At 68.3% G+C, this 21,105-nt stretch carries 19 protein-coding genes; 6 read left to right on the top strand and 13 right to left on the bottom strand.

Annotation, left to right across the window (positions count from 1 at the left end; genetic code table 11):
• Positions 1–24 precede the first annotated feature (24 nt).
• The 3 genes from DDQ50_RS05325 to DDQ50_RS05315 all read right to left on the bottom strand — a co-directional run bounded on the left by DDQ50_RS05325 (position 25) and on the right by DDQ50_RS05315 (position 2,477).
• On the bottom strand, positions 25–567 hold the full coding sequence (locus DDQ50_RS05325) for a hypothetical protein (protein ID WP_133245911.1): 543 nt from the start codon (positions 565–567) through the stop codon (positions 25–27).
• 151 nt (positions 568–718) lie between these two features.
• Positions 719–2,011, bottom strand: coding sequence for a glycosyltransferase family 4 protein (locus DDQ50_RS05320; RefSeq protein WP_116755622.1), 1,293 nt, complete (start codon positions 2,009–2,011; stop codon positions 719–721).
• A gap of 163 nt (positions 2,012–2,174) precedes the next feature.
• Positions 2,175–2,477, bottom strand: a complete 303-nt coding sequence (locus DDQ50_RS05315) for a hypothetical protein (protein WP_116755621.1) — start codon at positions 2,475–2,477, stop codon at positions 2,175–2,177.
• A 233-nt stretch (positions 2,478–2,710) separates the two neighbouring features.
• On the opposite strand from DDQ50_RS05315, the gene DDQ50_RS05310 reads away from it, so the two are divergent.
• Positions 2,711–3,289 carry an LbetaH domain-containing protein gene (locus DDQ50_RS05310; RefSeq protein ID WP_116755620.1) on the top strand — a complete coding sequence of 193 codons (579 nt, stop codon included), beginning with the start codon at positions 2,711–2,713 and terminating at the stop codon, positions 3,287–3,289.
• Positions 3,290–3,388: 99 nt separating this feature from the next.
• Here DDQ50_RS05310 and DDQ50_RS05305 read toward each other — a convergent pair whose 3' ends face one another.
• A complete protein-coding gene (locus DDQ50_RS05305) occupies positions 3,389–4,879 on the bottom strand; it encodes a sugar transferase (protein WP_116755619.1) in 1,491 nt (496 codons plus the stop codon).
• A gap of 273 nt (positions 4,880–5,152) precedes the next feature.
• Between DDQ50_RS05305 and DDQ50_RS05300 the strand changes: the two genes are divergently transcribed.
• Both DDQ50_RS05300 and DDQ50_RS05295 read left to right on the top strand, forming a co-directional pair.
• Complete coding sequence (locus DDQ50_RS05300) at positions 5,153–5,902, top strand: SGNH/GDSL hydrolase family protein (protein ID WP_116755618.1); 750 nt, start codon at positions 5,153–5,155, stop codon at positions 5,900–5,902.
• Between the two features lie 288 nt (positions 5,903–6,190).
• Entirely contained in the window at positions 6,191–6,637 is a 447-nt protein-coding gene (locus tag DDQ50_RS05295) for an FAD synthase family protein (protein WP_116755617.1), read from the top strand.
• Between the two features lie 426 nt (positions 6,638–7,063).
• On the opposite strand, the gene DDQ50_RS05290 is transcribed toward DDQ50_RS05295, so the two are convergent.
• The 4 genes from DDQ50_RS05290 to DDQ50_RS05275 all read right to left on the bottom strand — a co-directional run bounded on the left by DDQ50_RS05290 (position 7,064) and on the right by DDQ50_RS05275 (position 12,040).
• Positions 7,064–8,956: a right-handed parallel beta-helix repeat-containing protein gene (locus DDQ50_RS05290; RefSeq protein ID WP_165829703.1), complete on the bottom strand. Its 1,893-nt coding sequence runs from the start codon at positions 8,954–8,956 to the stop codon at positions 7,064–7,066.
• 19 nt (positions 8,957–8,975) lie between these two features.
• Positions 8,976–9,971 (bottom strand): GDP-L-fucose synthase family protein, encoded by a 996-nt coding sequence (locus DDQ50_RS05285; protein WP_116755615.1) that lies wholly within the window; start codon positions 9,969–9,971, stop codon positions 8,976–8,978.
• The gene (gene gmd / locus DDQ50_RS05280; protein ID WP_116755614.1) at positions 9,968–11,020 is read right to left on the bottom strand and encodes a GDP-mannose 4,6-dehydratase; all 1,053 of its coding nucleotides are present in this window, start codon (positions 11,018–11,020) and stop codon (positions 9,968–9,970) included. The genes DDQ50_RS05285 and gmd overlap by 4 nt, the downstream gene beginning before the upstream one ends.
• A 198-nt stretch (positions 11,021–11,218) precedes the next feature.
• On the bottom strand, positions 11,219–12,040 hold the full coding sequence (locus tag DDQ50_RS05275) for an HAD-IIB family hydrolase (RefSeq protein ID WP_116755613.1): 822 nt from the start codon (positions 12,038–12,040) through the stop codon (positions 11,219–11,221).
• Positions 12,041–12,219: 179 nt separating this feature from the next.
• Between DDQ50_RS05275 and DDQ50_RS05270 the strand changes: the two genes are divergently transcribed.
• Entirely contained in the window at positions 12,220–13,566 is a 1,347-nt protein-coding gene (locus tag DDQ50_RS05270; protein ID WP_116755612.1) for an O-antigen ligase family protein, read from the top strand.
• A gap of 60 nt (positions 13,567–13,626) precedes the next feature.
• The gene (locus DDQ50_RS05265) at positions 13,627–14,922 is read left to right on the top strand and encodes an O-antigen ligase family protein (RefSeq protein ID WP_116755611.1); all 1,296 of its coding nucleotides are present in this window, start codon (positions 13,627–13,629) and stop codon (positions 14,920–14,922) included.
• Positions 14,923–14,932: 10 nt separating this feature from the next.
• Here the strand turns inward: DDQ50_RS05265 and DDQ50_RS05260 are convergent, their stop codons facing one another.
• The 4 genes from DDQ50_RS05260 to rfbA form a co-directional block, all read right to left on the bottom strand.
• Positions 14,933–16,738, bottom strand: a complete 1,806-nt coding sequence (locus DDQ50_RS05260) for a DUF4012 domain-containing protein (protein WP_133245910.1) — start codon at positions 16,736–16,738, stop codon at positions 14,933–14,935.
• A gap of 101 nt (positions 16,739–16,839) precedes the next feature.
• Positions 16,840–18,237 (bottom strand): sugar nucleotide-binding protein, encoded by a 1,398-nt coding sequence (locus tag DDQ50_RS05255; RefSeq protein WP_116755609.1) that lies wholly within the window; start codon positions 18,235–18,237, stop codon positions 16,840–16,842.
• Between the two features lie 5 nt (positions 18,238–18,242).
• Complete coding sequence (rfbB, locus tag DDQ50_RS05250) at positions 18,243–19,241, bottom strand: dTDP-glucose 4,6-dehydratase (protein WP_116755608.1); 999 nt, start codon at positions 19,239–19,241, stop codon at positions 18,243–18,245.
• Positions 19,241–20,116, bottom strand: coding sequence for a glucose-1-phosphate thymidylyltransferase RfbA (rfbA, locus tag DDQ50_RS05245; RefSeq protein WP_116755607.1), 876 nt, complete (start codon positions 20,114–20,116; stop codon positions 19,241–19,243). The genes rfbB and rfbA overlap by 1 nt, the downstream gene beginning before the upstream one ends.
• A 105-nt stretch (positions 20,117–20,221) precedes the next feature.
• On the opposite strand from rfbA, the gene DDQ50_RS17595 reads away from it, so the two are divergent.
• The gene (locus tag DDQ50_RS17595) at positions 20,222–20,350 is read left to right on the top strand and encodes a hypothetical protein (protein WP_276308378.1); all 129 of its coding nucleotides are present in this window, start codon (positions 20,222–20,224) and stop codon (positions 20,348–20,350) included.
• A gap of 370 nt (positions 20,351–20,720) precedes the next feature.
• On the opposite strand, the gene DDQ50_RS05235 is transcribed toward DDQ50_RS17595, so the two are convergent.
• Positions 20,721–21,104, bottom strand: a complete 384-nt coding sequence (locus DDQ50_RS05235) for a cupin domain-containing protein (RefSeq protein WP_116755605.1) — start codon at positions 21,102–21,104, stop codon at positions 20,721–20,723.
• Position 21,105 lies beyond the last annotated feature (1 nt).

Here is a 21,105-nt window from a genome sequence, read left to right as displayed (position 1 = left end):
GAGCCAGCGATAACCGGTCCACTTCTACTCCGTCGGGCAGGGTTCGTCGGTCACGTCACCATCCGGCTGCAACCACCCGTCGACCGGGACGCCTCCACTGGGCATAAGAAATGCGGAGGTGCTGACGTCGTCACTCCCTGCAACCCATAAAAGGATCTCCATGTCCCCTTCTATGTCGAGCGCGGGATTCTCGCTGAGCTTGGCATCAAAGCCCTCCACGGCGCGCCCCACCTCGAGTAGTTGCCCAGGCTCCAGCGTCTTCCGGCCTACAAGGTCCAGGAACTCGACACGGGGAAGGTACGCGATGAACCGCTTCTCGCGGTAGCTCGCCGATATCCGACTCACCTCGACCGACTCGCACATGGCGATCTGCAGATTGCCGTCCACGTTGCGAACAGCAGTGGGGCCCTGCCCCAGGTTGGTGTCACATCCGGTAAGCGAGCCTGTTGCGGCGAGAAACAGCACGCCGTACAGCGCTGAGCGTGATTTCAACAGGACCATCCACCGACGCGTGACCCGAAACCGCGAGCGGGCCGGCGGCCCATTCGAGCACATCTTCGCAGCCATGAATCCCAGTGGCACAAGCGCACTCAGCTCGAGTTGCCCAGTTCCGCCCACTCCCAGCCCATCTAGCGGGCCGAATTGGGCAATTCGCGGTGCCGCCGAGTTGCCCGGTTCGGGCAGTGTTCGGCGCTCTGGACTGCCTGAAGGGGGCAGGTCAGCGGGCGGAGGTCGGGAGCTCAGCTGGCGCGGCCGCCGACTTGCCCGCCAGGCCTCGCAGGATCGAGGCCATCGCGTCGAGCGAATTGTCCTCGCTCTGGAACTCGGTGCGGAACCGCTTGCCCGCCTGCCCGAGGCGACGCCCGAGCTCGGGGTCGGAGCCGAGGGCTTCAGCGGCGTCGACGAGTGCGGCGGGGTCGGCGGGATCCACGCGGACGCCACCACCCGACAGCTGCAGCTCCTCGGCCGTGATGCTCTGCGCATCCGTCGCGGCGACCACCGGAAGTCCGGTGGAGAAGTACGTGGTCAGCTTGCTGGGCACGGCCGCCTCAGCAGCGCCGGGCTGCTCGTTCACGAGAAGGATGTCCGCTGAAGCGAGCACCTCCTCGAAGGCGCCATCGGGCAGCGTCGACAGGAACTCGAGTCGGTCGTTGCTGCCCATGGCCTGCAGCGCGGCACGCTGGTTGCCGTCGCCGAGCAGCACGAACCGCACACGACTGCCCCGCTCGGAGGCGACCCGCGAGGCGAGCACCACGTTGTCGAGAGCCTGCTTGACGCCCATGTTGCCGGCGTGGAGCACGACGACGTCATCCTCGGCCCAGCCCTGACGGCGGCGCACCGCAGCACGGTCGACGGACGGGATCTCGACGTGCGACCAGTTGCGGACCACCGAGATGGGCGCGCGCCGCACCCCGAGACTGTCTCGCAGGTAGCGCTTGAAGCGTTCGTGGATGGCGATGACGCCGCCACCGGACTGCAGCACCGACCGCTCGAGCGTGCCCGCGGTCGAGGCCAGCAGGCGACCGCCGCGACCCGACTCGGAGAGGCCGAGCGTGTAGATGTCCTGGACCCACACCACGTACGGGGTCCGGGTGACTTTGGCGCGCACCGAGGCGATCGCCGTGGCGAGGAGGCCGGGGCTCACGAGCACAACGGCGTCGGGACGCTTCCAGTCCGCGAACGCCGCGCGGAGGCCGAACGAGGCCTCCATGACGAGACGACGGAGAAGAGACGGATCGGCGGGCACATAGTGACGGAGTCGGCGGATGCTCGCCCCGTCGAGGGTCTCGTCCATCGACCAGCCCGTGTAGCCGTCGAGCACACGCCACTGCGGGTAGTGCGGGTAGCCGACGATGGCGTGAACGCGGTGGCCGCGCTTGCTGAGACCGCGGACGAGCCCGGTCGTGTAGGGCGCGTTGCCGGAGGGCTCGGGGGCGAAGTGGAGGCCGACGACGGTGACGCGGAGTCCCGTCGGGTCGGTCGGCAGATCGCGGCTGTCGGTGTCCTGCATAGTCAGTTGTTCACTCCCCCGGCGGGCTCGCGCGCGCTGCGCTGGCCCACCACTCAACGCTAGGCGGCATCACCCTCGCGGCGCGTTCACCTCTTCGGGGGTCGGATCGACCACCCAGGGGGCGATGCACCGCGGAACGACGCCGCGGAAGCGCGGTCGGCGTTCAGGCGTAGGTGACGACTCCGGCCTCGGCGGGTGCAGTCTCGACGACGGTCACGGGAGCCGCGACAGGCGTCGAGATCGGCGACAGGACCGGACGTCGGCGACTCGATGTCGCGAGCACCGTCCCGGTGACGAGGGCGCCGATTCCGACGACCGCCCAGACGGCGATCGCGGGAATCACGGAGACGACATCGGCGCCTGCCGAGGCCGACGTGCCGAAGCTGACGGCGAACGCGGCGATGGCGGGAACGCCGATGAGGGCGACGAGGAGAAGGGCGTAAATGGGCAGGGCTTTAAGGCTCACGGTCGGGTATCCGTTTCTGGCTGCTCGACCTTGGGGTGAGGCGTTCGGGGTAACGCCGGGCCGAGCAATTTGGGGTACTACAACGATACCGGTTGTTCACCTTCGGATCAGTGCCTGTTCGTCTCGAGTATGTAAATTCTCGTACCCAAAATGGGGGGCGTTCATGGCCCCCTCTCCCCCGGAATGACGCGGATCGGCCCGCTAGGGTGGAATGACGCGACGGGAGGAACGAGATGGAGCCGTCTGACGGTGATGTGCCAGTCGTCGACCTGTCCGCAGCGCCCGGAGAACACGCCGCGTGGGACCGCCCCAAATCGGTCATCTACCTGTGGTCCGCGCTCGAATTGCTGGTCGTCTACAACCCCTGGCAGGTGAGTTCATCGCTGCGCGTGAAGGTGCTCCGGCTCTTCGGCGCCGAGATCGGCGACGGCGTCCTCTTCCGCCCGCGGACCCGGGTGAAGTTCCCCTGGAAGCTCCACATCGGCGACCGCAGCTGGATCGGCGAAGGCGTCTGGTTCCACAACCAGGATCACGTCTACATCGGGTCCGACGCCGTCGTCTCCCAGGACACGTTCCTGACCACCGGCAGCCACGCGCACCGTCGCGACATGGCACTCATCACGAGCCCCATCACGATCGAGGACGGGGCATGGATCACGAGCCGCTGCGTCGTCCTGGGCGGCGCGCACGTGGGCCGGTCGTCGCTGATCACCCCGCTCTCCGTCATCAAGGGCGACATCCCCGCCAACGTGATCGCCGGGGGCAATCCGCTCACCGTCTCCGGCCAGCGTTTCCGAACCTCCGACGTCTGATCGCGGCGGAATCCCGCCCGCACGCGAAGAAGGGCCCCGGGAAAACCGGGCCCTTCTTCGTGAGCGAGGGGTTCGCAGGCGAGGCGCCCCCTCGAGAGGTCAGTGCGCGTCTTCGCCAGGTGCGACGACCGCGCGTGCCGTGCGCCAGAGGATGATGACGTCTCCCGTGATGGACCAGTTCTCCACGTAGTAGAGGTCGAGGCGGATCGCGTCCTCCCACGACAGCGACGAGCGGCCGCTGACCTGCCAGAGTCCGCTCATGCCGGGCTTGAGTAGCAGACGGCGCTCGGCGGACGAGTCGTAGAGCGCCACCTCGCCGGCGATCTGCGGGCGCGGGCCCACGAGGCTCATGTCGCCGAGAACCACGTTGAGGAGCTGGGGCAGTTCATCGAGCGAGTACTTGCGCAGGATGCGTCCGATGGGGGTGATGCGCGGGTCGTTCTTGACCTTGAACAGCGGCTTGTCGCTCGTGCCCTGCGCGGCGAGGAGGGCGGCCAGCTCGGCATCGGCACCGGGACGCATCGAGCGGAACTTGAGCATGCCGAACGGAACGCCGTTCAGACCGATCCGCTCCTGACGGTAGAAGACGGGTCCGGGGCTCGAGAGCTTCACGAGCAGCGCGATGCCGAGGAGGAGCGGCGAGAGCGCCAGCACCAGGGCGCCGGAACCGAGCACGTCGAAGATGCGCTTGCGAACGACCTTGCTGCCGTCGAAGCGCGGGGTCTCGACGTGGATGAGGGGCAGACCGGCGACCGGGCGCGTGTGGATGCGCGGACCGGCGATGTCGGTGAGACTCGGCGCGACCACGAGGTGGCGACGCGCGGGCTCGAGGCTCCACGACAGCTGGCGGAGGCGCTCGGGCGAGATGTCGGCGTTGCCGGTGATCGCGACGGTGTCGGCACCCACCTCGTCCATGGCCGAGTGGATCTCGTCGAGGTCCGACCAGACGCGGATATGGGTGCCGGGGATGATCTTGGGCGGATCGGAGTCGGGGATGAGCGCGCCGACGACGTGGTACCCGGCAGAGGGTTCCCGCGCGAGCTCCGCGGCGAGATGCACGACACTGGCCTGCGAACCGACGAGCACCACGCGGAAGCTGAACGCACCGGTGCGGCGCTGCAGGTTGAGCCATTGACGCCACGACCACCGGGTGGCCAGCAGCGCGATGAGGCCGAGCGGCAGAGCGGTGAGGAAGTAGCCGCGGGCGAGGTCGATCTGGAACAGGTACGCGATGAGTGCCAGGCCGCCGAAGAGGGCGAGGCTCGCGTTGATGACGCGACGGTACTCGGTGAACTCCGCGCCGATGACTCGGTGGTCGCGGGATCCCGACATGTGCAGGATCAGCGTCCAGAGCAGCGCGACGATGACGGACACGACGAAGTAGCTGACGGCCACCGGCTCGGTCGTCCGCGTGGCGAGGGGCTCCTGCCCCAGGCCGAACCACAGCAGCTGGGTTCCGGCGACCGCCCAGATCACCGCGAGGGTGTCGGACAGGATGAGGCGCTGGGTGTAGGTGGCGCGCCAATCGGCCGGAAGCGAGTTCCGGGTGCGCGAAAGGGCGCGGCGGGGGTCAAGGGTCGTTGCTAGCACGTGACGCCTTCTCGGGTAGAAGGGGCGACCGCTTCCGGGTGCGCGAGGGCACTCGAGCGCGTTCCACCGTTTCGGGTTCGGGGATGCGAGAGGTACGAAGAGAGGGGTGATCTCTTCGAGGGATGGGTAGTCCCTCAGTCGGCGAGCCTATCCAAAGGAGGCCTTCCGACGAGAGCCCCGAAACGGGGGGCATGGACGAGGGTGACGACCCGTATCGGGGCGGTCGGCCCGGTCAGGGGACGGCCGCGACCCGCGCGGAATAGACTTCCCGGCATGCCAGCCCGGGAGCGCAGTCCGCGACGCGCCTTCTTCTCGTCACGCGGCGTCATCGGAGTCGTCGTCGTGGCGCTCCTCGCCGTCGGCGCGGCAGCGCTCTCCGCGGCCGCACTGACACCGTCCGCACCTCCGACGTGGACTCTGCCCACCCCGACCGACACCCCGGCGACCGACGAGCCCGAACGCGTGGTGTTCCTCGGCGACTCGTACACGCAGGGCGTCGGCGCCAGCGCGCCCGCCGCACGGTGGACCAGCCTCCTCAGCGCGGCCGAAGGCTGGACCGAGATCAACCTGGGCCGTGGCGGTACCGGGTTCGTGACCACCGCCTCGGTGACAGGCTGCGGCCTCGACTACTGCCCCAGCTACGGCGAGATGCTCGCCGCGGCAGCCGAGCAGAAGCCGGACATCCTGGTCATCGCCGGCGGGCAGAACGACTTCGGAGCATTCGTCGCCGACCCCGTGACCGTCACCGCAGCCATCGACCAGGTGTACGCGGATGCCCGTGCCGCCTTCCCCGACATCCCGATCATCGCCGTCGGCCCCTCGAGCCCCGGCGGCGAGACCGACACCGTCGTCGACTTCGACGCCGCCGTCCAGGCCGCGGCCGCCTCGGTCGGCGCCCAGTACATCAGCCTGCTGTTCCCCGCCGTCGTCGAGCCGTCACTGGTGCTGCCCGACGGCGCCCACGTCGGCGATGCGGGCCATCAGGCCATCGCGGATCGCATCAAGGAACGACTGACCCTGTGACCCCTGTCCCCCTCACGGGGGGCGGAATCGGGGCTTTCCGGCCTTGATCCTGGACGGCTGATCTCGCTAGTCTGACGGAATCCCCCGCGGGAGCTGATCAAGCCACCCCACTGGAGCGCCTACCCAGCGCTCTGCGCCGTCACTCGTTCGCGGGAGTGTCCCCCCACCCGCAGCATCACCTGTACACCCGAACAGGATCATCGTGACCACGCCTCTTTTGGCGTTCCGTCTACCCAACGGAACCCTCAAGCACCCCGTCAACCCCTCCACCCTTGCGGTGATCGCCCGATGAAGGTCGGGTACGCCGCCGGCGCCTTCGACCTCTTCCACATCGGCCACCTCAACCTGCTGAAGCGCGCGAAGAGCCAGTGCGACTTCCTCATCGCAGGTGTCGTCTCCGATGAGATGCTCCAGATCAACAAGGGCATCACCCCCGTCATCGGACTCGAGGAGCGCCTCGAGATCGTCGGCAACAGCCGCTACGTCGACCGTGCCGTCGCCGAGGACCTGCCCACGAAGATGCAGATGTGGGAGGAGCTCCGCTTCGACATCTTCTTCAAGGGCGACGACTGGCGCGGCACCGAGAAGGGCCGCCGCCTCGAGATCGAGTTCGCCGAGGTCGGTGTCGAGGTCGTCTACTTCCCGTACACCGCCTCCACGTCGAGCACGACGCTGCGTCGCGCCCTCGCCGCGATCAACTCGGGCATCTCCGCCCCCGCCGCACTCGCGTCCTGACACCCAGCTCGTCGAAAGGGCCGGTCTCCTCGGAGCCCGGCCCTTTCGCCGTCTGAGCCGCCGCCCGCAGAGCGAAGCGACGCGCAGGCCTCCACTTCGACGGGCTCAGTGAGCGGGGCCGCCGCCCGCAGAGCGAAGCCTCCACTTCGACGGGCTCAGTGAGCGGCCCGCCCGTTGAGCCCGTCGAAACGAAGAGCCCACTCCCCTCGGACCTTCCCCTTCATTTCGCTCCGCTCAATGGGCGGGGGACGCGCAGGCCCCAACTTCGATGGACTCAGTGAGCGGCCCGCCCGTTGAGCTCGTCGAAACGAAGAGGCCACTCCCCTCGGACCTTCCCCTTCATTTCGCTGCGCTCAATGGGCGGGGGACGCGCAGGCCTTCACTTCGACGGGCTCAGTGAGCGGCCGTCCCTTCATTTCGACAAGCTCAATGGGCGGGCGACGGGCGGGGGCCCGCTGCGGCCATGACCGCTTCTGCGCCCGCCGGCCAGGGGCCGCCGGATGACCAGTTGTCGCGGACCGCATTGTCGGGCGCGCGGTCAACCAGCGACCCGGTGTCGGAGAAGTTCTCCGCGACCAGGTTGCCCCGAATGCTCGGCGTCCACAGGAACAACCAGTTCGCCGCACCCTCGACCACGTTGCCCGTGACGGTCACGCCGCGGGTCGCCTCGTCGAGATACAGCGCCCCCGACGCGTCGGGACGCACATAGGCGCTTCCGTCGCGGTTGCCGGAGTGGATGTGGTTGCCCCACACCACCGCGCCCGACAGGTCGCCGAGGGTGTAGATCCCGCCGCCGTCACGGAGTTGCTGCAGGTAGGCGCCGATCTCGTTGCCTTCGACGAGAGCGGCGTGCGCGGGTGTCGGCGCGTCGAATCCGGCGGCGCCTCCGGAGTCGGTGACACCCCACCCCCACCCGAGCGAGATGCCGCTGTAGGGCACCTGGAACACGCCGTTGTGCGAGATCACGGTGCTGTCCGAGTACACGTCCGAGATCCCGACCGCGTCGAAGTACTCGACGCCGATGCGGGTGATGCTGTTGTCGCTGATCGTCACGCGGGTGGGAGCCTGGTCGGGCTCCGCGGGGTGATGCAGCAGGGCGTCGCCCACCGCGATGCCGCTCGCGGAGACGTCGTCGATGCTGCTGCGGGTGATGCGGACATCGCGGGCTCCTTCGCCGATCGTTACCGCCGCAGCCCCGAGATGCTCGAATCGGGAGTCGGCGAACTCGATCCCCGCCGCGTGCGCGATGCGGATGTTGCCGGGCACCTTCTCCGTGTCGGTTGTCGCGTCGGCGAGCGCCGCGTCGCCGTGGAACAGGTACCCGGCCTGCACCGGCGCGTACCCCTCGCCGGTGCTCGGACGCAGCCACGTCGCATAGGCGAATCCGATGCCCTCGAAGGCGATGTCGTGCAGCGGCTCGGCCGAGGTTCCCTCCACCTGGACGAGTGTCTCGAGGATGGGCAGGACGGCATCGGCGGTCGCGAGGTCCTCGCCCGGACGGGGCAGGTAGTAGATCGCCGACTCCGCGGCGTCGAGGTACCACTCCCCTGGTTCGTCGAGCAGTTCGCGGGCGTTCTCGATCCACGCGACGCTGCGGAACGCAGCCAGGTCCTGGATTCGGCTGTTATCCACGCACGGATCGGCGAGCATCACGGAGTGATCCGCGATGGCCGAGACGGGGCAGCGGAAGTGCCGCCACTCCGCGACGCCGACGAACTCCAGGTCGGCCGGGCGCGCGAACGAGGGCGCGGGCTGCGATGCGTCGAGTTCGAAGCCGCGCGAAGAGAGGGACCAGCCGGCCGGGTTGTCCTCGCTCCGCGCACGGACGGCACGTCGTCCGTCGACGTAGAACTGACGCGACTGCGTCCCTATCGGCACGGACGCGCGATAGATACCGTTTCCGGGGTCGACGAGCTGCCAACCGGCGATGTGCCGCCCGCCCGACAGCAGGGGCCGGGCTCCGTCGGCAGCCCGGTAGACCACCCGGTGTCCGCCCTGGCCGGAGTCAGCGGCGGTCAGAGTGAACGGGCTCTCGAGCTCGTACACGCCGTCCGCGAGGGAGACGATGACATCGCGGGTCGACGACGCGATCGCCGACCGTGCCTGCTGCTGCCCGCCGTCGAGCGAACAGGGCGCGGCGGCGGTGCACTCCGCTCCGGATCCGTCGGGGGCGACGTGAATGACGCGCGACGGCACGTGCGACGGACTCGGCTCGGGCTGCGGTGCCGGCCGCGGTATCGCGCACCCTGCGAGTGAGGCCAGCAGGGCGAGGCACGCCAGAGCGGAGGTGAGCACGCGACGGTTTCGCACGGCGCTCACCCCGCTCAGCGTATGAGATCTATTCGCGGACGGAGGCGATGTGCTCGCGGTACCAGTCGACGGTCGACCTGATGCCGTCGGTGAGCCCGATGCTCGAGGTCCATCCGGCGTCGGCCAGCTTGCTGACATCGAGCAGCTTCTGCGGTGTGCCGTCGGGCTTCGTGGTGTCCCAGAGGGTCTCGCCCTCGTAGCCGACAGCCTCGGCGACAGCCGCCGCGATGGTCGCGATGGTGCTGTCCTCGCCGGTGCCGACGTTGACCTGTTCGGGTCCGTCGTAGTTCTCGAGCAGGTGCAGGCAGGCCGCGGCCATGTCGTCGACGTGCAGGAACTCGCGGCGCGGTGTGCCCGTGCCCCAGTTCGTCACGGTCGGAGCCCCGGTCAGCCGAGCCTCCTCGTAACGGCGGATGAGCGCCGGCAGCACGTGCGAGCCCTTGGGCGAGAAGTTGTCGTTGGGTCCGTAGAGGTTCGTCGGCATCGCCGAGATCCACGGCAGACCGAACTCGCGTCGGATCGAGCGGATCTGGAAGATCCCCGCGATCTTGGCGATCGCGTATGCGTCGTTGGTCGTCTCGAGGTGCCCGGTGAGCAGCGCGTCCTCGCGGATGGGCTGCTCGGCGAACTTCGGGTAGATGCACGACGAGCCGAGGAAGAGGACGCGCTCGACCTTCTGCGCGAGCGCCGCCTCGAGGACGTTGAGCTGGATCGCCAGGTTCTCTGCGAGGAACTCGTGCGGGTAGGTGTTGTTCGCGAGGATCCCGCCCACCTTCGCCGCGGCGAGCACGACGTAGCGGGGCTTGGTCTCCTCGAAGAACGCGAACGTCGCCTCACGGTTGCGCAGGTCGAGCTCGGCGGAACGCCGGCCGATCAGGTTCGTGAACCCCTGCGCTTCGAAGTGACGCCAGATGGCGGAGCCGACGAGGCCGCGATGGCCGGCGACATAGGTGACGGCGTCGCGATCGAGTGCCGTCGGCGTGTACTCGACGCCGTCCGACACTGCGGATTCTGCGGCGCTCATGCGAATTTGATGGAGCGCTGCACCGACCAGGACGGCAGATCGACCTTGTCGATCCACGGGCTGCCCTGATGCTCGAGTGCTTCCACGTCGGCGTCGACCATGAGGCGAGCCAGTTCGAGGCCGTCGACCTGAGCCTTCCAGCCCAGCTTCGACTCCGCCTTCGAGGCGTCGCCGATGAGCGAGTCGACCTCGGTCGGGCGCAGGTAGCGCTCGTCGAACTTGACGTACTCCTGCCAGTCGAGTCCCACGTGCGAGAACGAGGTCTCGAGGAAGTCGCGGACGGTGTAGCCGACGCCGGTGGCGAGCACGAAGTCCTCGGGCTCGTCGACCTGCAGCATGCGCCACATGCCCTCGACGTACTCGGCGGCGTAGCCCCAGTCGCGGATCGAGTCGAGGTTTCCCATGTACAGGCTGTCCTGTTTGCCGGCCTTGATGGCGGCGACCGCACGGGTGATCTTGCGGGTCACGAAGGTCTCACCGCGGCGGGGCGACTCGTGGTTGAAGAGGATCCCGTTGACGGCGAACATGTCGTACGCCTCGCGGTAGTTCTTGGTCACCCAGTACGCGTAGACCTTCGCGGCCCCGTACGGCGAGCGCGGGTAGAACGGGGTGTCCTCGTTCTGCGGCGGCGGGGTCGCGCCGAACATCTCAGACGACGACGCCTGGTAGAAGCGGCAGTTGACGCCGGCGAGGCGGACGGCTTCGAGGAAGCGCATGGCACCGACGCCCGTCGTGTCACCGGTGTGCTCGGGCTCGTCGAACGAGACGCGGACGTGCGACTGCGCGCCGAGGTTGTAGACCTCGTCGGGCTTGATATCGGCGAGCAGCGTCACCAGGCGCGCACCGTCGCTGAGGTCTCCGTAGTGGAGGAACAGCTTGGCGTCGGGGTTGTGCGGGTCGACGTAGAGGTGGTCGATCCGCGAGGTGTTGAACGTGGAGGCGCGGCGGATGAGACCGTGCACCTCGTACCCCTTGGAGAGGAGGAGTTCAGCGAGATAGGACCCGTCTTGTCCGGTGATACCGGAGATGAAAGCGCGGCGGGGAGTCATGGTGGGTGGGTGGCCCTTCGGGTGATTGCGGTGCCACATCCTCGAGCGCGCGCGGCACGGGTGCCGAGGCGCATTCGAGCGGGTGGCACGGACGGTGTGCCCCGTCAATCTACGGGAGCACCCCGACGCTGCCCAGTCCCCGGAACGGGGGCCGAACCGACGAGCCGACCCGTCGTCAGCCGCTGATCAGCGGTCGATTCAGTGGTGCGCGGAGGCGATGACGCGCTCGATGAGCGACGCCGTGTCCTCCCACCCTTCGACGGCGTGCGCGCGGACGCCCGTCGCCTTCACCGGGTAGTCGTTGCCGTCGGGGTCGAGCCGGTCGCCGACGAAGAGCATCTCCTCGATCGGGATCCCGACGATCTCGACCAGTTTGCGCATGCCGTACGCCTTGTCGATGCCGCGCCGGGTGATGTCGACCGAGGTCGATCCACCCGAACGCACCTCGAGGTCGGGCAGGTCGGCGGCGACGGCGGCGCGGAGCGCGTTCTTGCGCTCACCGGACGAGTCCCAGGCGCGCTTGGCGTCGACGGGCGCCGCCTGGCCGAGGGCTGAGAAGGTCACCTGCGATCCGCGGTCCTCGAGGATGGGGCCCCAGGTCTCGCTCTCCCAGAGACCGAGCTCCTTGGCGCGCGTCTCGAGGGAGTCGAACGCCTCCTGGATCTGCTCGGGGGACAGGTTCTCGGCGTATACCTCGACCCAGTCGCCTCCCTCGTTGCGCCAGTACTGGGTTCCGCACGTCGGCATGAGGTGCAGGCGCGTGAGCTTCGCCGGATCGAGAGACTCGACGGCGTCGAGCCGGTCGACGAGCTGGCTGCGGAACTGCGCGATCTGGCCGCCCGAGATCACGCACACCTCGGCGACATCGAGCAGGTCGACGAGCAGGGAGAGCATGCGGGGATCGACGGGCGACTTCGAGGGCGCCAGGGTGTCGTCGAGATCGAAGGCGACGAGTCGGGGCTGCCAGTCACCGCTCCAGACATCGGTTCCGGTGGTCTCAGGGGCGACTGGTTCAGACATGTCCTCCATATTGCCGCAGGACCGGCCACCCGACGGACCGGCCCTCCGGATCGCTCGAGGTCGGGCGGGGCGGGTGGGTCCCGATCCGCTCCCCTCCTGCGGTCTCCGCCGGCGGAGACCGCGCCGTCCGCCGCCCTCAATGGGGAGTGCGGAAGCGGTGTGCTCCTACTCTTAGGGGCATGGCGGCTCAGACGAGGTACTTCGTGCTCGCCGTCGCCGTGTTCTTCACCCTCTTCGCCGGTGAGGCGATCCGGAACACGCTGAGCTGGTACGGCTTCGCCGCCTGGGCGCTCGTCCTGCTCGTGCTGTCGATCATCGCCCTGGTGACGGCGCCCCGTCGGCGCGACCTGCCGAGGCGACCGACCTCGCTCGTCGGCGCGCTCACCGAACCGCGCACCTACCTTGTCGCCTTCCTGGTCTGGGTCGTCGCCTCGCTCGCCTGGAGCGCCTACCCGGGCGGGACCGTCGTCGGCATCGTCGTGCTCGCCGCACCCACCGTCGCGTCGATCGCCCTCCTGGTCCGACTCGACAGGGCGAGGATCCTGAGGGCCCTGCTGCTCGCGCTGACCGGCACGCTGGTGCTCTCGCTCCTCTTCGAACTCGTGGTGTCGCTGTTCGTGCGCAGACCCGTGCTCCCGGTCTTCCCGATCGACGTCGTGCCGGGCGAGAAGATCCCGCAGGCGTTCTACTGGAGCCGCGACCTCCTGTTCCAGGGCGGTCCTATCCAGGGCATCCTCGGCAACGCGAACCTGCTCGGGTTCGTGGCCCTTCTCGTCGTCATCATCTCCGCGACCGTTCTGCGCGGCTCCGTCGTCTCCCGGGACGCTGCCCTGATGTCGCTGGCCCTCGGGGTGGTCGTGCTCGCCCTCACCCGTTCCTCGACCGTCCTGGTCGCCGCGGTGCTCGTCACCGTCGTGGCGATCGCGCTCGCGATCGGTGCGCGCTGGCCCGTGCGCAGCACCCCCGGTGGCGAGCGCCTCCGTTCCGGTCTGATCGCGCGCATCGTGATGGCGGCAGGGGTCCTCGCCGCGGTCGCGCTGGTGTTCGCGCTGCGCGGCGCTCTGCTCGATCTGCTGGGAAAGAGCCCGGACCTGACCGGACGCGTCGACATCTGGACCACCGTCCTGGGCCTCTTCGGCGAGCGCCCCGTCGCTGGCTGGGGATGGACGGGGTACTGGCAGCCCTGGATCCCGCTCTTCGCCGACCTCGCGCCGCGCAATGGGGTCATCTACCTGCAGGCGCACAATGCGCTGCTCGACGTGGCGTTCCAGCTGGGAGTGATCGGTCTGATCCTCTTCGTCGGGCTGCTCGTCACGACCCTGGTCAGGGCGATCCGGGTGCGCGCGGTCCTGCCGATCCTGCTGCTCGTGGCCCTGCTGGCCCAGAGCATCGCCGAGAGTCGGCTGCTCTACGAGGGCAACTGGGCGCTGCTGCTGATCCTCGCGCTCACCGTCGGGCGCGAACATGAGGGCGAACGCCAGCCCGACGGAGCTGATGAAGCAAAGCGGACGACTCCGCCCCAGTAAGCGGGCCACGGGCCGTTGCGCAACCGCCGCCGCTGGCCTCCTTCGGTAGCGTTGGGCCCCATGAACTCCGCTCGAGCACCGCGCCACCCGCACCTGCGGGCCGTCGTCGACGTGCTCGAATCCCCGAGGTTCTCCGCCGTCCTGGCCACGGTGTCGATCGGAACGGTGCTGCTCACGCATGCCGTGCGCAGCATGATCGGATGGCCCGGCCTGATCGCCGCCCTGGCGACGCTCGCGGTGATGGCAGGTGCGGTCCTCTACGTGCGGCGGGACCAGTTCGAGTGGCTCGGGATCCTGCCCGTCACCCTGCTGGCATTCGTGGGCTGGAGCATCGTCTCGACACTCTGGAGTCAGTACCAGTGGACGACGGTGTCGGGAGTCCTCTACCAGGTGGTCGTCGGACTGCTCGCGGTGTTCGTCGCGATCGGTCGCGATCTGATCCAGATCGTGCGGGCGTTCGGCGATGTGTTCCGCCTCGTGCTCGGGGTCTCTCTCGCCGTCGAGATCCTCTCCGGCATCATCTTCGACGTGCCGATCAAGTTCCTCGGGGTTCTGGGCAACATCGCGATCGGCGGCCCGATCCAGGGCCTGATGGGGTCGCGCAACATGCTCGGCCTCATCACGCTGATCGCTGTCATCACCTTCGCGGTCGAGTCGGGCACGCGGTCCGTCCGCCGGGAGACGACGATCGCTTCCCTGGTGCTGGCGGGGGTCGTCTTCGTGCTCACCCGGTCCCCCGTCGCCTCGTTCGCCGGTCTCGTCGTCGCGCTGGCCGCTGTCGCGCTCCTGCTGATCAGGCGCACGCCAGCGGAGCGTCGTCAGGGTACGCAGATCGGGTTCGGGATCCTCGCCGTCGTCGCGGCGGCGGTCGCCTACTTCGCCCGCGGTCCCATCGTCGGCCTCTTCAACGCGGGCGGAGAGCTGCAGGTCCGACTGTCTCTCTGGCGGCAGACCTGGGCGCTCACCCAGCTGCACTTCACCGAGGGGTGGGGGTGGGCGGGCAGCTGGCGCCCCGACGTCCTGCCGTTCCTCGCGATCCGGACCACCAACGGCCGCATCCCGACGTCGGCGCTCGATGCCTACATCGACGTCTGGTTCCAGCTCGGTCTCATCGGGCTGGTCATCTTCGTCGCGTTCCTCGGCCTCGCCCTGACCCGTTCCTGGATCGTCGCATCCAACCGACGCAACGTCGCCCACGTCTGGCCGGCGCTGGTGCTGGTCGCACTCGCGTTCGTGTCGGCTGCGGAGAGCGCCATCCTCACGGAATGGGGCTGGTTCCTGTTCGTGGTCTGCGCGGTCAAGGCCGCCCAGGAGCTGAGCTGGCGTCGCGGACTGCGCCGGACCGAGGTCGGCTGAGGTTCCGCCGTCAGCAGCCGGGCGTCGACTCGCTGACGAGCGTCGGTCGCACCATCGGCGTGGTCCAGGTCGCGAGCGGGCCGTATTCGGCACCCGGCTCCCCGCGGAACGTCAGCTCCACCGTCCGCGACTCGCCCGGGGCCAGCAGCACGTTCAGACCGACCACAGGGCGTCCGAGGTCGGTACCGCCCGAGATCACCGCGTCCGGCGAGTCCGTCGCCTCGAAGGTCGACCCGACCGGACCCAGCGTGTAGACGTCGGTCTGGAAGGTCCCGCCTCCGAAGGTTTCACTCGCCACGTACGAGGGCAGCGAATCCGCGGTCGCCTGATCGATCGCGGAGGTGAGCGTCACGGAGACGGTGAACGTGGGCTGATCCGCGGTGCACTGGTCGGAGGCCGAGGTGACGGAGGTGTCCAGGTAGTAGTCCATCTTCGAGATCGACCGGTCCATGAAGTAGACGCCGACGGCGGTGGTCTCGTCATTGCTGGTGGGCAGGATGCCGGCGATCGGTGTCGTCGCGATGATGCTCTGCTCGTCCTCGCGGTCGCTCCAGAGCAGCAGCCGACGTTCGGCTCCCGCCTTCTGCAGACCGGCGAGGAGCGCTGACGCGTCGACGTTCCCCGACGTGATGGCGGAGAACACCTCCGCCGCCGCGGATGCGAAGAACGCGTCCTGCAGCCTCGGATCCTCATAGCGGGCGTAGACGTCGGAAAGCAGGAGCGAGATCGCGTTGTCGCTGGTGAGCTGATCCCCGGTGATGAGGGCGACCGGGCCGGTCGCCTTCAGAAGGTAGGACAGCGCTACCGGGTCGAGCGAGAGGACCCCGTCCACCGTCCCGCCCTTGTACTTCTCCCAGAACGACTTCGCGAGCGAGGCTGCGGTCGGGAAGTCGGGGCGGGTGGTGATGTCGGTGATGAAGCTCGGGAAATGCGGGTAGTAGGCGTCGTAGATCGCGGGATCGGGGACCAGCGAACGGTCCGCGCGGAAGTCGGGACTCGACCCCTGCCCGGTGATCGAGATGGCGCCGTCGTCGACCGTCAGCAGCACGAGAGCCGCCGGGTTGCCGCCCAGCGCGCGCGCCTCGGCGTTGTTCTGGATCATGAGCACGTAGTTGCGCGGGCCGTCTGCACCCAGCATCGGAGGGAGCAGCTGGGTGGCGGCGCGAAGGCCCGAGGTCAGGGAGGCGGCGTCGCCGAGGACCCCGACGAGCTGGTCGCGCGCCGATGCCACAGGTTCGAGGGTGCCGTCGGCGTCGATCCCGTTCACCGTCGTCCGCGCGGTCTGCACGGCGTCGTCCGCTGCCGCGACCGAGACGGCGGCGTCGGCGATCGGCGCGAGGTCGATGCGTCCGTTCACCGGACTGAAAGCGCTCGAGTCGAGCTGACCGGCGACCGTTGCGAGCGGTTCGAGCGCGTTGTCGGCCAGATCGTCGACGGTTCCGACGAGTTCGCGCACGACGGTGAGGTTGCGGCCGAGGACCGGCACGATCTCCGCGACCCGCCACACGGGATCGCTCGATCCGGCTCGCGCCTGGTCGGTCGCGTCGGTGATCTCGCCGACCGTGCCGACGAGGCTCCCCGGGTCGGATGCCACCTGCGACTGCAGATCGCCGATGAGCCCCTGCGCGCGCTCGAGGGAGTCCTTGACCTGGATCACCCGGAACCCGAGCCACGCGACGGCGGCGACCAGGACGAGCAGCACGATGCCGATGATGAGCAGGATCAGACGACGCCGTCGACGACGTCCGCCTCGGCCCTCGGCGCCGGCGATGACCCCGGCGGGCGCGCCTGAGGACACGGGTTCGGCTGCGCTCACGTTGACACGATAGCGGCGCGGCACTGCGGAAACCCGGTCTGACCGGGTGGTTCCCCTCCTACTGGGGAGGACGTTCCCCCGGTCTCACCGGCCGTCGGGCGTCAGCGGGCACCGAGATAGTCGACGAGGGCGACGTCGCCGTCGCGCGGCGAGAAACCGGTCGCCTCGATCTTGGAGAGATCGAACACGCTGTTCCGAGGACGCGGCGCGGCGGACTTCCCCGCGAAGAACTCCTCGGTCGAGACTCCCGTGACCCGGTTCGCGTCGTGGCCGAGGATCTCGAACACGCGGCTCGCGATGTCGGCCCAGGTGCGAGGCGCGCCGGAGTTCGACACGTTGTAGGTGCCGTACGGCGAGTCCGTCGACAACAGGTGCACGATGGCGGCCGCGAGGTCGGCGGTGAAGGTGAGGCGCCCGACCTGGTCGTCGACGACCGACGGGTCGATGCCGCGCTCGGCGAGGCTCGCCATGGTCTTCACGAAGTTGCCTCCGTCGCCGACGACCCAGCTCGTGCGCAGCAGATAGTGCCGCGGGACCGTTGCGACGGCGACGTCGCCCGCGGCCTTCGACTGCCCGTAGACACCCAGCGGCGCGAGCGCCTCCTCCTCGGTGTGCACCTCGTGGGTGCCGTCGAACACGTAGTCGCTCGAGACGTGCACGAGGGTGATCTGATTCTCAGCCGAGACGCGGGCGAGGCGACCCACGGCGGTCGCGTTGGCCGCCCAGGCTCCGAGGCGCCCGGCGGGAGTCTCGGCCTCGTCGACCTTCGTGTACGCGGCGGCGTTGATCACCCGGTCGTAATCGCGCCAGGGCCAGGCGTCGACCGCTGCGGAATCCGTCAGATCGAGCTCGGAGCGGGTCACGAAGTGCGCGTCGGGGAGGACTTCGCGGAGTGCGCGGCCGAGCTGCCCACCCGCGCCGGTCACGAGGGTCCGCTTGCTCTCCATGGGCGTGACGTCGGCGAGACGCGGATGCGCGAGATCCTTCGCGGACATCTTCTTCTCGTCGAGCGGGAGCGGCCACGGCACCGCGACCGTCTCGTCGGCGAGGTTGAGGAACGTGTAGCGCGACTGCGCGTCGGCGCTCCAGTGGTCGTTCACAAGGTAGCTGTAGACCGTCTCGGGTTCGAGCGTCTGGAACGAGTTGCCGACACCACGGGGCACGAAGACCGCGACGGACGGGTCGATCTCGGTGGTGAAGACCGAGCCGAAGCTGTCGCCTTCGCGCAGGTCGACCCAGGCGCCGAACACACGCCCGTGGGCGACCGAGACCAGCTTGTCCCACGGCTCGGCGTGGATGCCGCGGACAATGCCGACCTCGACGTTGTGGGACATGTTGTTCTGCACGGGCCCGAAGTCGGGCAGTCCCGCGGCGATCATCGCCTCGCGCTGCCAGTTCTCCTTGAACCAGCCCCGGGAGTCGCCGTGGACGGGGATGCGGACGACGAGAAGCCCGGGGATCGGGGTCTCTTCGATGGTGAGCTTCGCGCCGAACTCCATGACTGCTACTGGCCCTTCGCCGCGTAGAACTCTTCGACGCCCGCCTTGGACGGCGCCCACCAGGCCTCGTTCTCGCGGTACCAGTCGATGGTGTTCGCGAGGCCGGCGGAGAAGTCGGAGAAGCGGGGCGCCCAGCCGAGTTCGGTGCGCAGCTTGGTCGAGTCGATCGCGTAGCGCAGGTCGTGACCGGCACGGTCGGTGACGAGGTCGTAGGCGTCGCGGGGCTGGCCCAGGTACTCGAGGATCTCCTCGACGACGTCCTTGTTGGTCTTCTCGCCGTCGGCGCCGATCAGGTAGGTCTCGCCGATCACACCCTTGTCGAGCACCGTGAGGACGGCGGCCGAGTGGTCGTCGGCGTGGATCCAGTCGCGCACGTTCTCGCCCTTGCCGTAGAGCTTGGGGCGCTCTCCGCGGAGCACGTTCGTGATCTGGCGCGGGATGAACTTCTCGACGTGCTGGTAGGGCCCGTAGTTGTTCGAGCAGTTCGTGATCGTGGCCTGCACCCCGAACGAGCGTACCCAGGCGCGGACGAGCAGGTCGCTGCCGGCCTTGGTCGACGAGTAGGGGCTCGACGGGTTGTACGGGGTGTTCTCGGTGAACCGCTCGGGGTCGTCGAGTTCGAGGTCGCCGTACACCTCGTCGGTCGAGATGTGGTGGAAGCGGGTGCCGTGCTTGCGGGCCGCTTCGAGCAGCGTGTACGTGCCGATGATGTTGGTGTCGAGGAACGGCCGGGGGTCGTTCAGCGAGTTGTCGTTGTGCGACTCGGCGGCGTAGTGGACGACCGCGTCGTGGTCGGCGAAGAGACCGTCGACCAGCTCGGCGTCGGCGATGTCACCCTGCACGAAGGTGAAGCGGGCGGGATCGAGTCCGTCGAGCGAGTGCAGGTTGCCCGCGTAGGTGAGCTTGTCGAGCACAGTCACCGAGTGGCCGGTGTTGCCCAGCACGTGGTGAACGAAGTTGGAGCCGATGAAGCCGGCTCCGCCGGTGACGAGCAGGCGTGACATCAGGCGTCCTTCCCTCTGGCGAGGATTTCGAGCAGGTAGCGGCCGTATCCCGACTTCACGAGCGGTTCGGCGCGGGCGCGCAGCTCGTCGTCGGTGAGGAACCCGAGTCGCCAGGCGATCTCCTCGGGGGCCCCGATCTTGAGACCCTGGCGGCGTTCGATGGTGCGCACGAACTCGGTCGCGTCGCTCATCGAGTCGAAGGTGCCGGTGTCGAGCCACGCGGTTCCGCGCGGGAGGACCTCGACCATGAGGTCGCCGCGCTCGAGGTAGGCGCGGTTGATGTCGGTGATCTCGTACTCCCCGCGGGCCGACGGTTCGAGACCGGCGGCGATCTCGATGACGTCGTTGTCGTAGAAGTAGAGGCCGGGGACGGCGTAGTTGCTCTTGGGCTTCTCGGGCTTCTCCTCGAGGGAGACGGCCCGATGCTCGGAGTCGAACTCGACCACACCGTAGGCGGTGGCATCCGCGACCCAGTAGGCGAAGATCGCACCGCCCTTGATCTCGTGGAAGCGACCCAGCTGGGTGCCGAGGCCCGGTCCGTAGAAGATGTTGTCGCCGAGGACCAGCGCGACCGAGTCGTCGCCGATGAAGTCGGCACCGATGACGAACGCCTGGGCGAGACCGTTGGGCTCGTCCTGGGTGGCGAAGGTGATGTCGATGCCGAACTGGCTTCCGTCGCCGAGGAGGCGCTCGAAGTGCGCACGGTCGTGCGGCGTCGTGATGACGAGCACCTCGCGGATGCCCGCGCCGATCAGGGTGGAGAGGGGGTAGTAGACCATCGGCTTGTCGTAAACCGGGATCAACTGCTTCGAAACCCCGAGGGTGATGGGGTGGAGCCGGGAACCGGTACCCCCGGCCAGGATGATGCCACGCATGACGTCTAGCTTGCCGGACTTCAGTGAACGACGGAAACCGAGCGGAGATTCGCCGCTCCCATCGGCGGTTGATGCGCGGCCGTTCGGGGTGCCTACAATCTCCCCGTGGACAAGGGAGTCGCAGATCTGAGCATGGGGTACGGCTACACCTGCGACGAAGCCCAGCGACAGGTGATCCGCGATTGGAACAGCCAGCTGGGCTTCCACATCACGCCCATCTCTAAAGAGAACTGAGCCTTTTGCGCTCGCGACGCCCGCTCTACCGTCGTTGGGCAGCGATCTGCGCCCTCCTCTTCGTTGTGATGATCACGCCGACCGGGGTCGCAGCCGTGGGCGAATTCCATGAACCCGCCTCCATGGTGTGCGAACACCGCTACCCCGAGCGACTCTCGGTGATGAAGAGCGAGCCCGACGTTCGTTTCTTCCCCGCGGGAGTCACCTGTATCTTCACCAACCCGGTTGGCCAGACGAGGACGGTCTACCCGCCTCCAGCTCTCACGATCGGGGGCTGTCTGCTCTGGATCTTCGGCATAGGCGGTGTCGTGTTGGCAGTTGCCGGAGAAGCACGCAAAGAGGACCTCCTGCCCCGACGTAGCAGCTGAGATCAGCTGAAGTCGCCGACCTGCTGGTCGATGGGCACTGTTCCCTCGACCGTCACGTCTCCCGTGTGGGCGGTCGTGACCGTTTCGATGAGGACGATCTGAACCTCTTTTTCGGCGATCGGGTTGTGCTGCACTCCGCGCGGCACAACGTAGAACTGCCCTGGCTCGAGGACGACTTCCGATCCGCCTTCGAGCTGGATACGGAGCCGACCCGACACGACGAGGAACATCTCGTCCTCCGCGTCGTGCGCGTGCCAGACGAGCTCCCCGAGCAGTTTCGCAACCTTGATGTACTGATCGTTGACCCGCCCGACGACCCGCGGGGTCCAGTGCTTCTCGACCAGCTCGAGTTCGGCGGCGATGTCGGTTCCGAAGAGGTTCATCATG

Origin of the sequence: Amnibacterium flavum, assembly GCF_003097495.1 — a bacterium.
Lineage (GTDB): Bacteria > Actinomycetota > Actinomycetes > Actinomycetales > Microbacteriaceae > Naasia > Naasia flava.
Note: the sequence above shows the minus strand (reverse complement) of the source record. Positions and strands in the feature narration are given on the sequence as shown.

What these genes read in the sequence shown, in the direction of transcription:
- DDQ50_RS05325 (WP_133245911.1), bottom strand. Translation starts at nt 567, where the DNA reads ATGGCTGCGAAGATGTGCTCGAATGGGCCGCCGGCCCGCTCGCGGTTT.
- DDQ50_RS05320 (WP_116755622.1), bottom strand. Translation starts at nt 2,011, where the DNA reads ATGCAGGACACCGACAGCCGCGATCTGCCGACCGACCCGACGGGACTC.
- DDQ50_RS05310 (WP_116755620.1), top strand. Translation starts at nt 2,711, where the DNA reads ATGGAGCCGTCTGACGGTGATGTGCCAGTCGTCGACCTGTCCGCAGCG.
- DDQ50_RS05300 (WP_116755618.1), top strand. Translation starts at nt 5,153, where the DNA reads ATGCCAGCCCGGGAGCGCAGTCCGCGACGCGCCTTCTTCTCGTCACGC.
- DDQ50_RS05295 (WP_116755617.1), top strand. Translation starts at nt 6,191, where the DNA reads ATGAAGGTCGGGTACGCCGCCGGCGCCTTCGACCTCTTCCACATCGGC.
- DDQ50_RS05285 (WP_116755615.1), bottom strand. Translation starts at nt 9,971, where the DNA reads ATGAGCGCCGCAGAATCCGCAGTGTCGGACGGCGTCGAGTACACGCCG.
- gmd (WP_116755614.1), bottom strand. Translation starts at nt 11,020, where the DNA reads ATGACTCCCCGCCGCGCTTTCATCTCCGGTATCACCGGACAAGACGGG.
- DDQ50_RS05275 (WP_116755613.1), bottom strand. Translation starts at nt 12,040, where the DNA reads ATGTCTGAACCAGTCGCCCCTGAGACCACCGGAACCGATGTCTGGAGC.
- DDQ50_RS05270 (WP_116755612.1), top strand. Translation starts at nt 12,220, where the DNA reads ATGGCGGCTCAGACGAGGTACTTCGTGCTCGCCGTCGCCGTGTTCTTC.
- DDQ50_RS05265 (WP_116755611.1), top strand. Translation starts at nt 13,627, where the DNA reads ATGAACTCCGCTCGAGCACCGCGCCACCCGCACCTGCGGGCCGTCGTC.
- DDQ50_RS05255 (WP_116755609.1), bottom strand. Translation starts at nt 18,237, where the DNA reads ATGGAGTTCGGCGCGAAGCTCACCATCGAAGAGACCCCGATCCCCGGG.
- rfbB (WP_116755608.1), bottom strand. Translation starts at nt 19,241, where the DNA reads ATGTCACGCCTGCTCGTCACCGGCGGAGCCGGCTTCATCGGCTCCAAC.
- rfbA (WP_116755607.1), bottom strand. Translation starts at nt 20,116, where the DNA reads ATGCGTGGCATCATCCTGGCCGGGGGTACCGGTTCCCGGCTCCACCCC.
- DDQ50_RS05235 (WP_116755605.1), bottom strand. Translation starts at nt 21,104, where the DNA reads ATGATGAACCTCTTCGGAACCGACATCGCCGCCGAACTCGAGCTGGTC.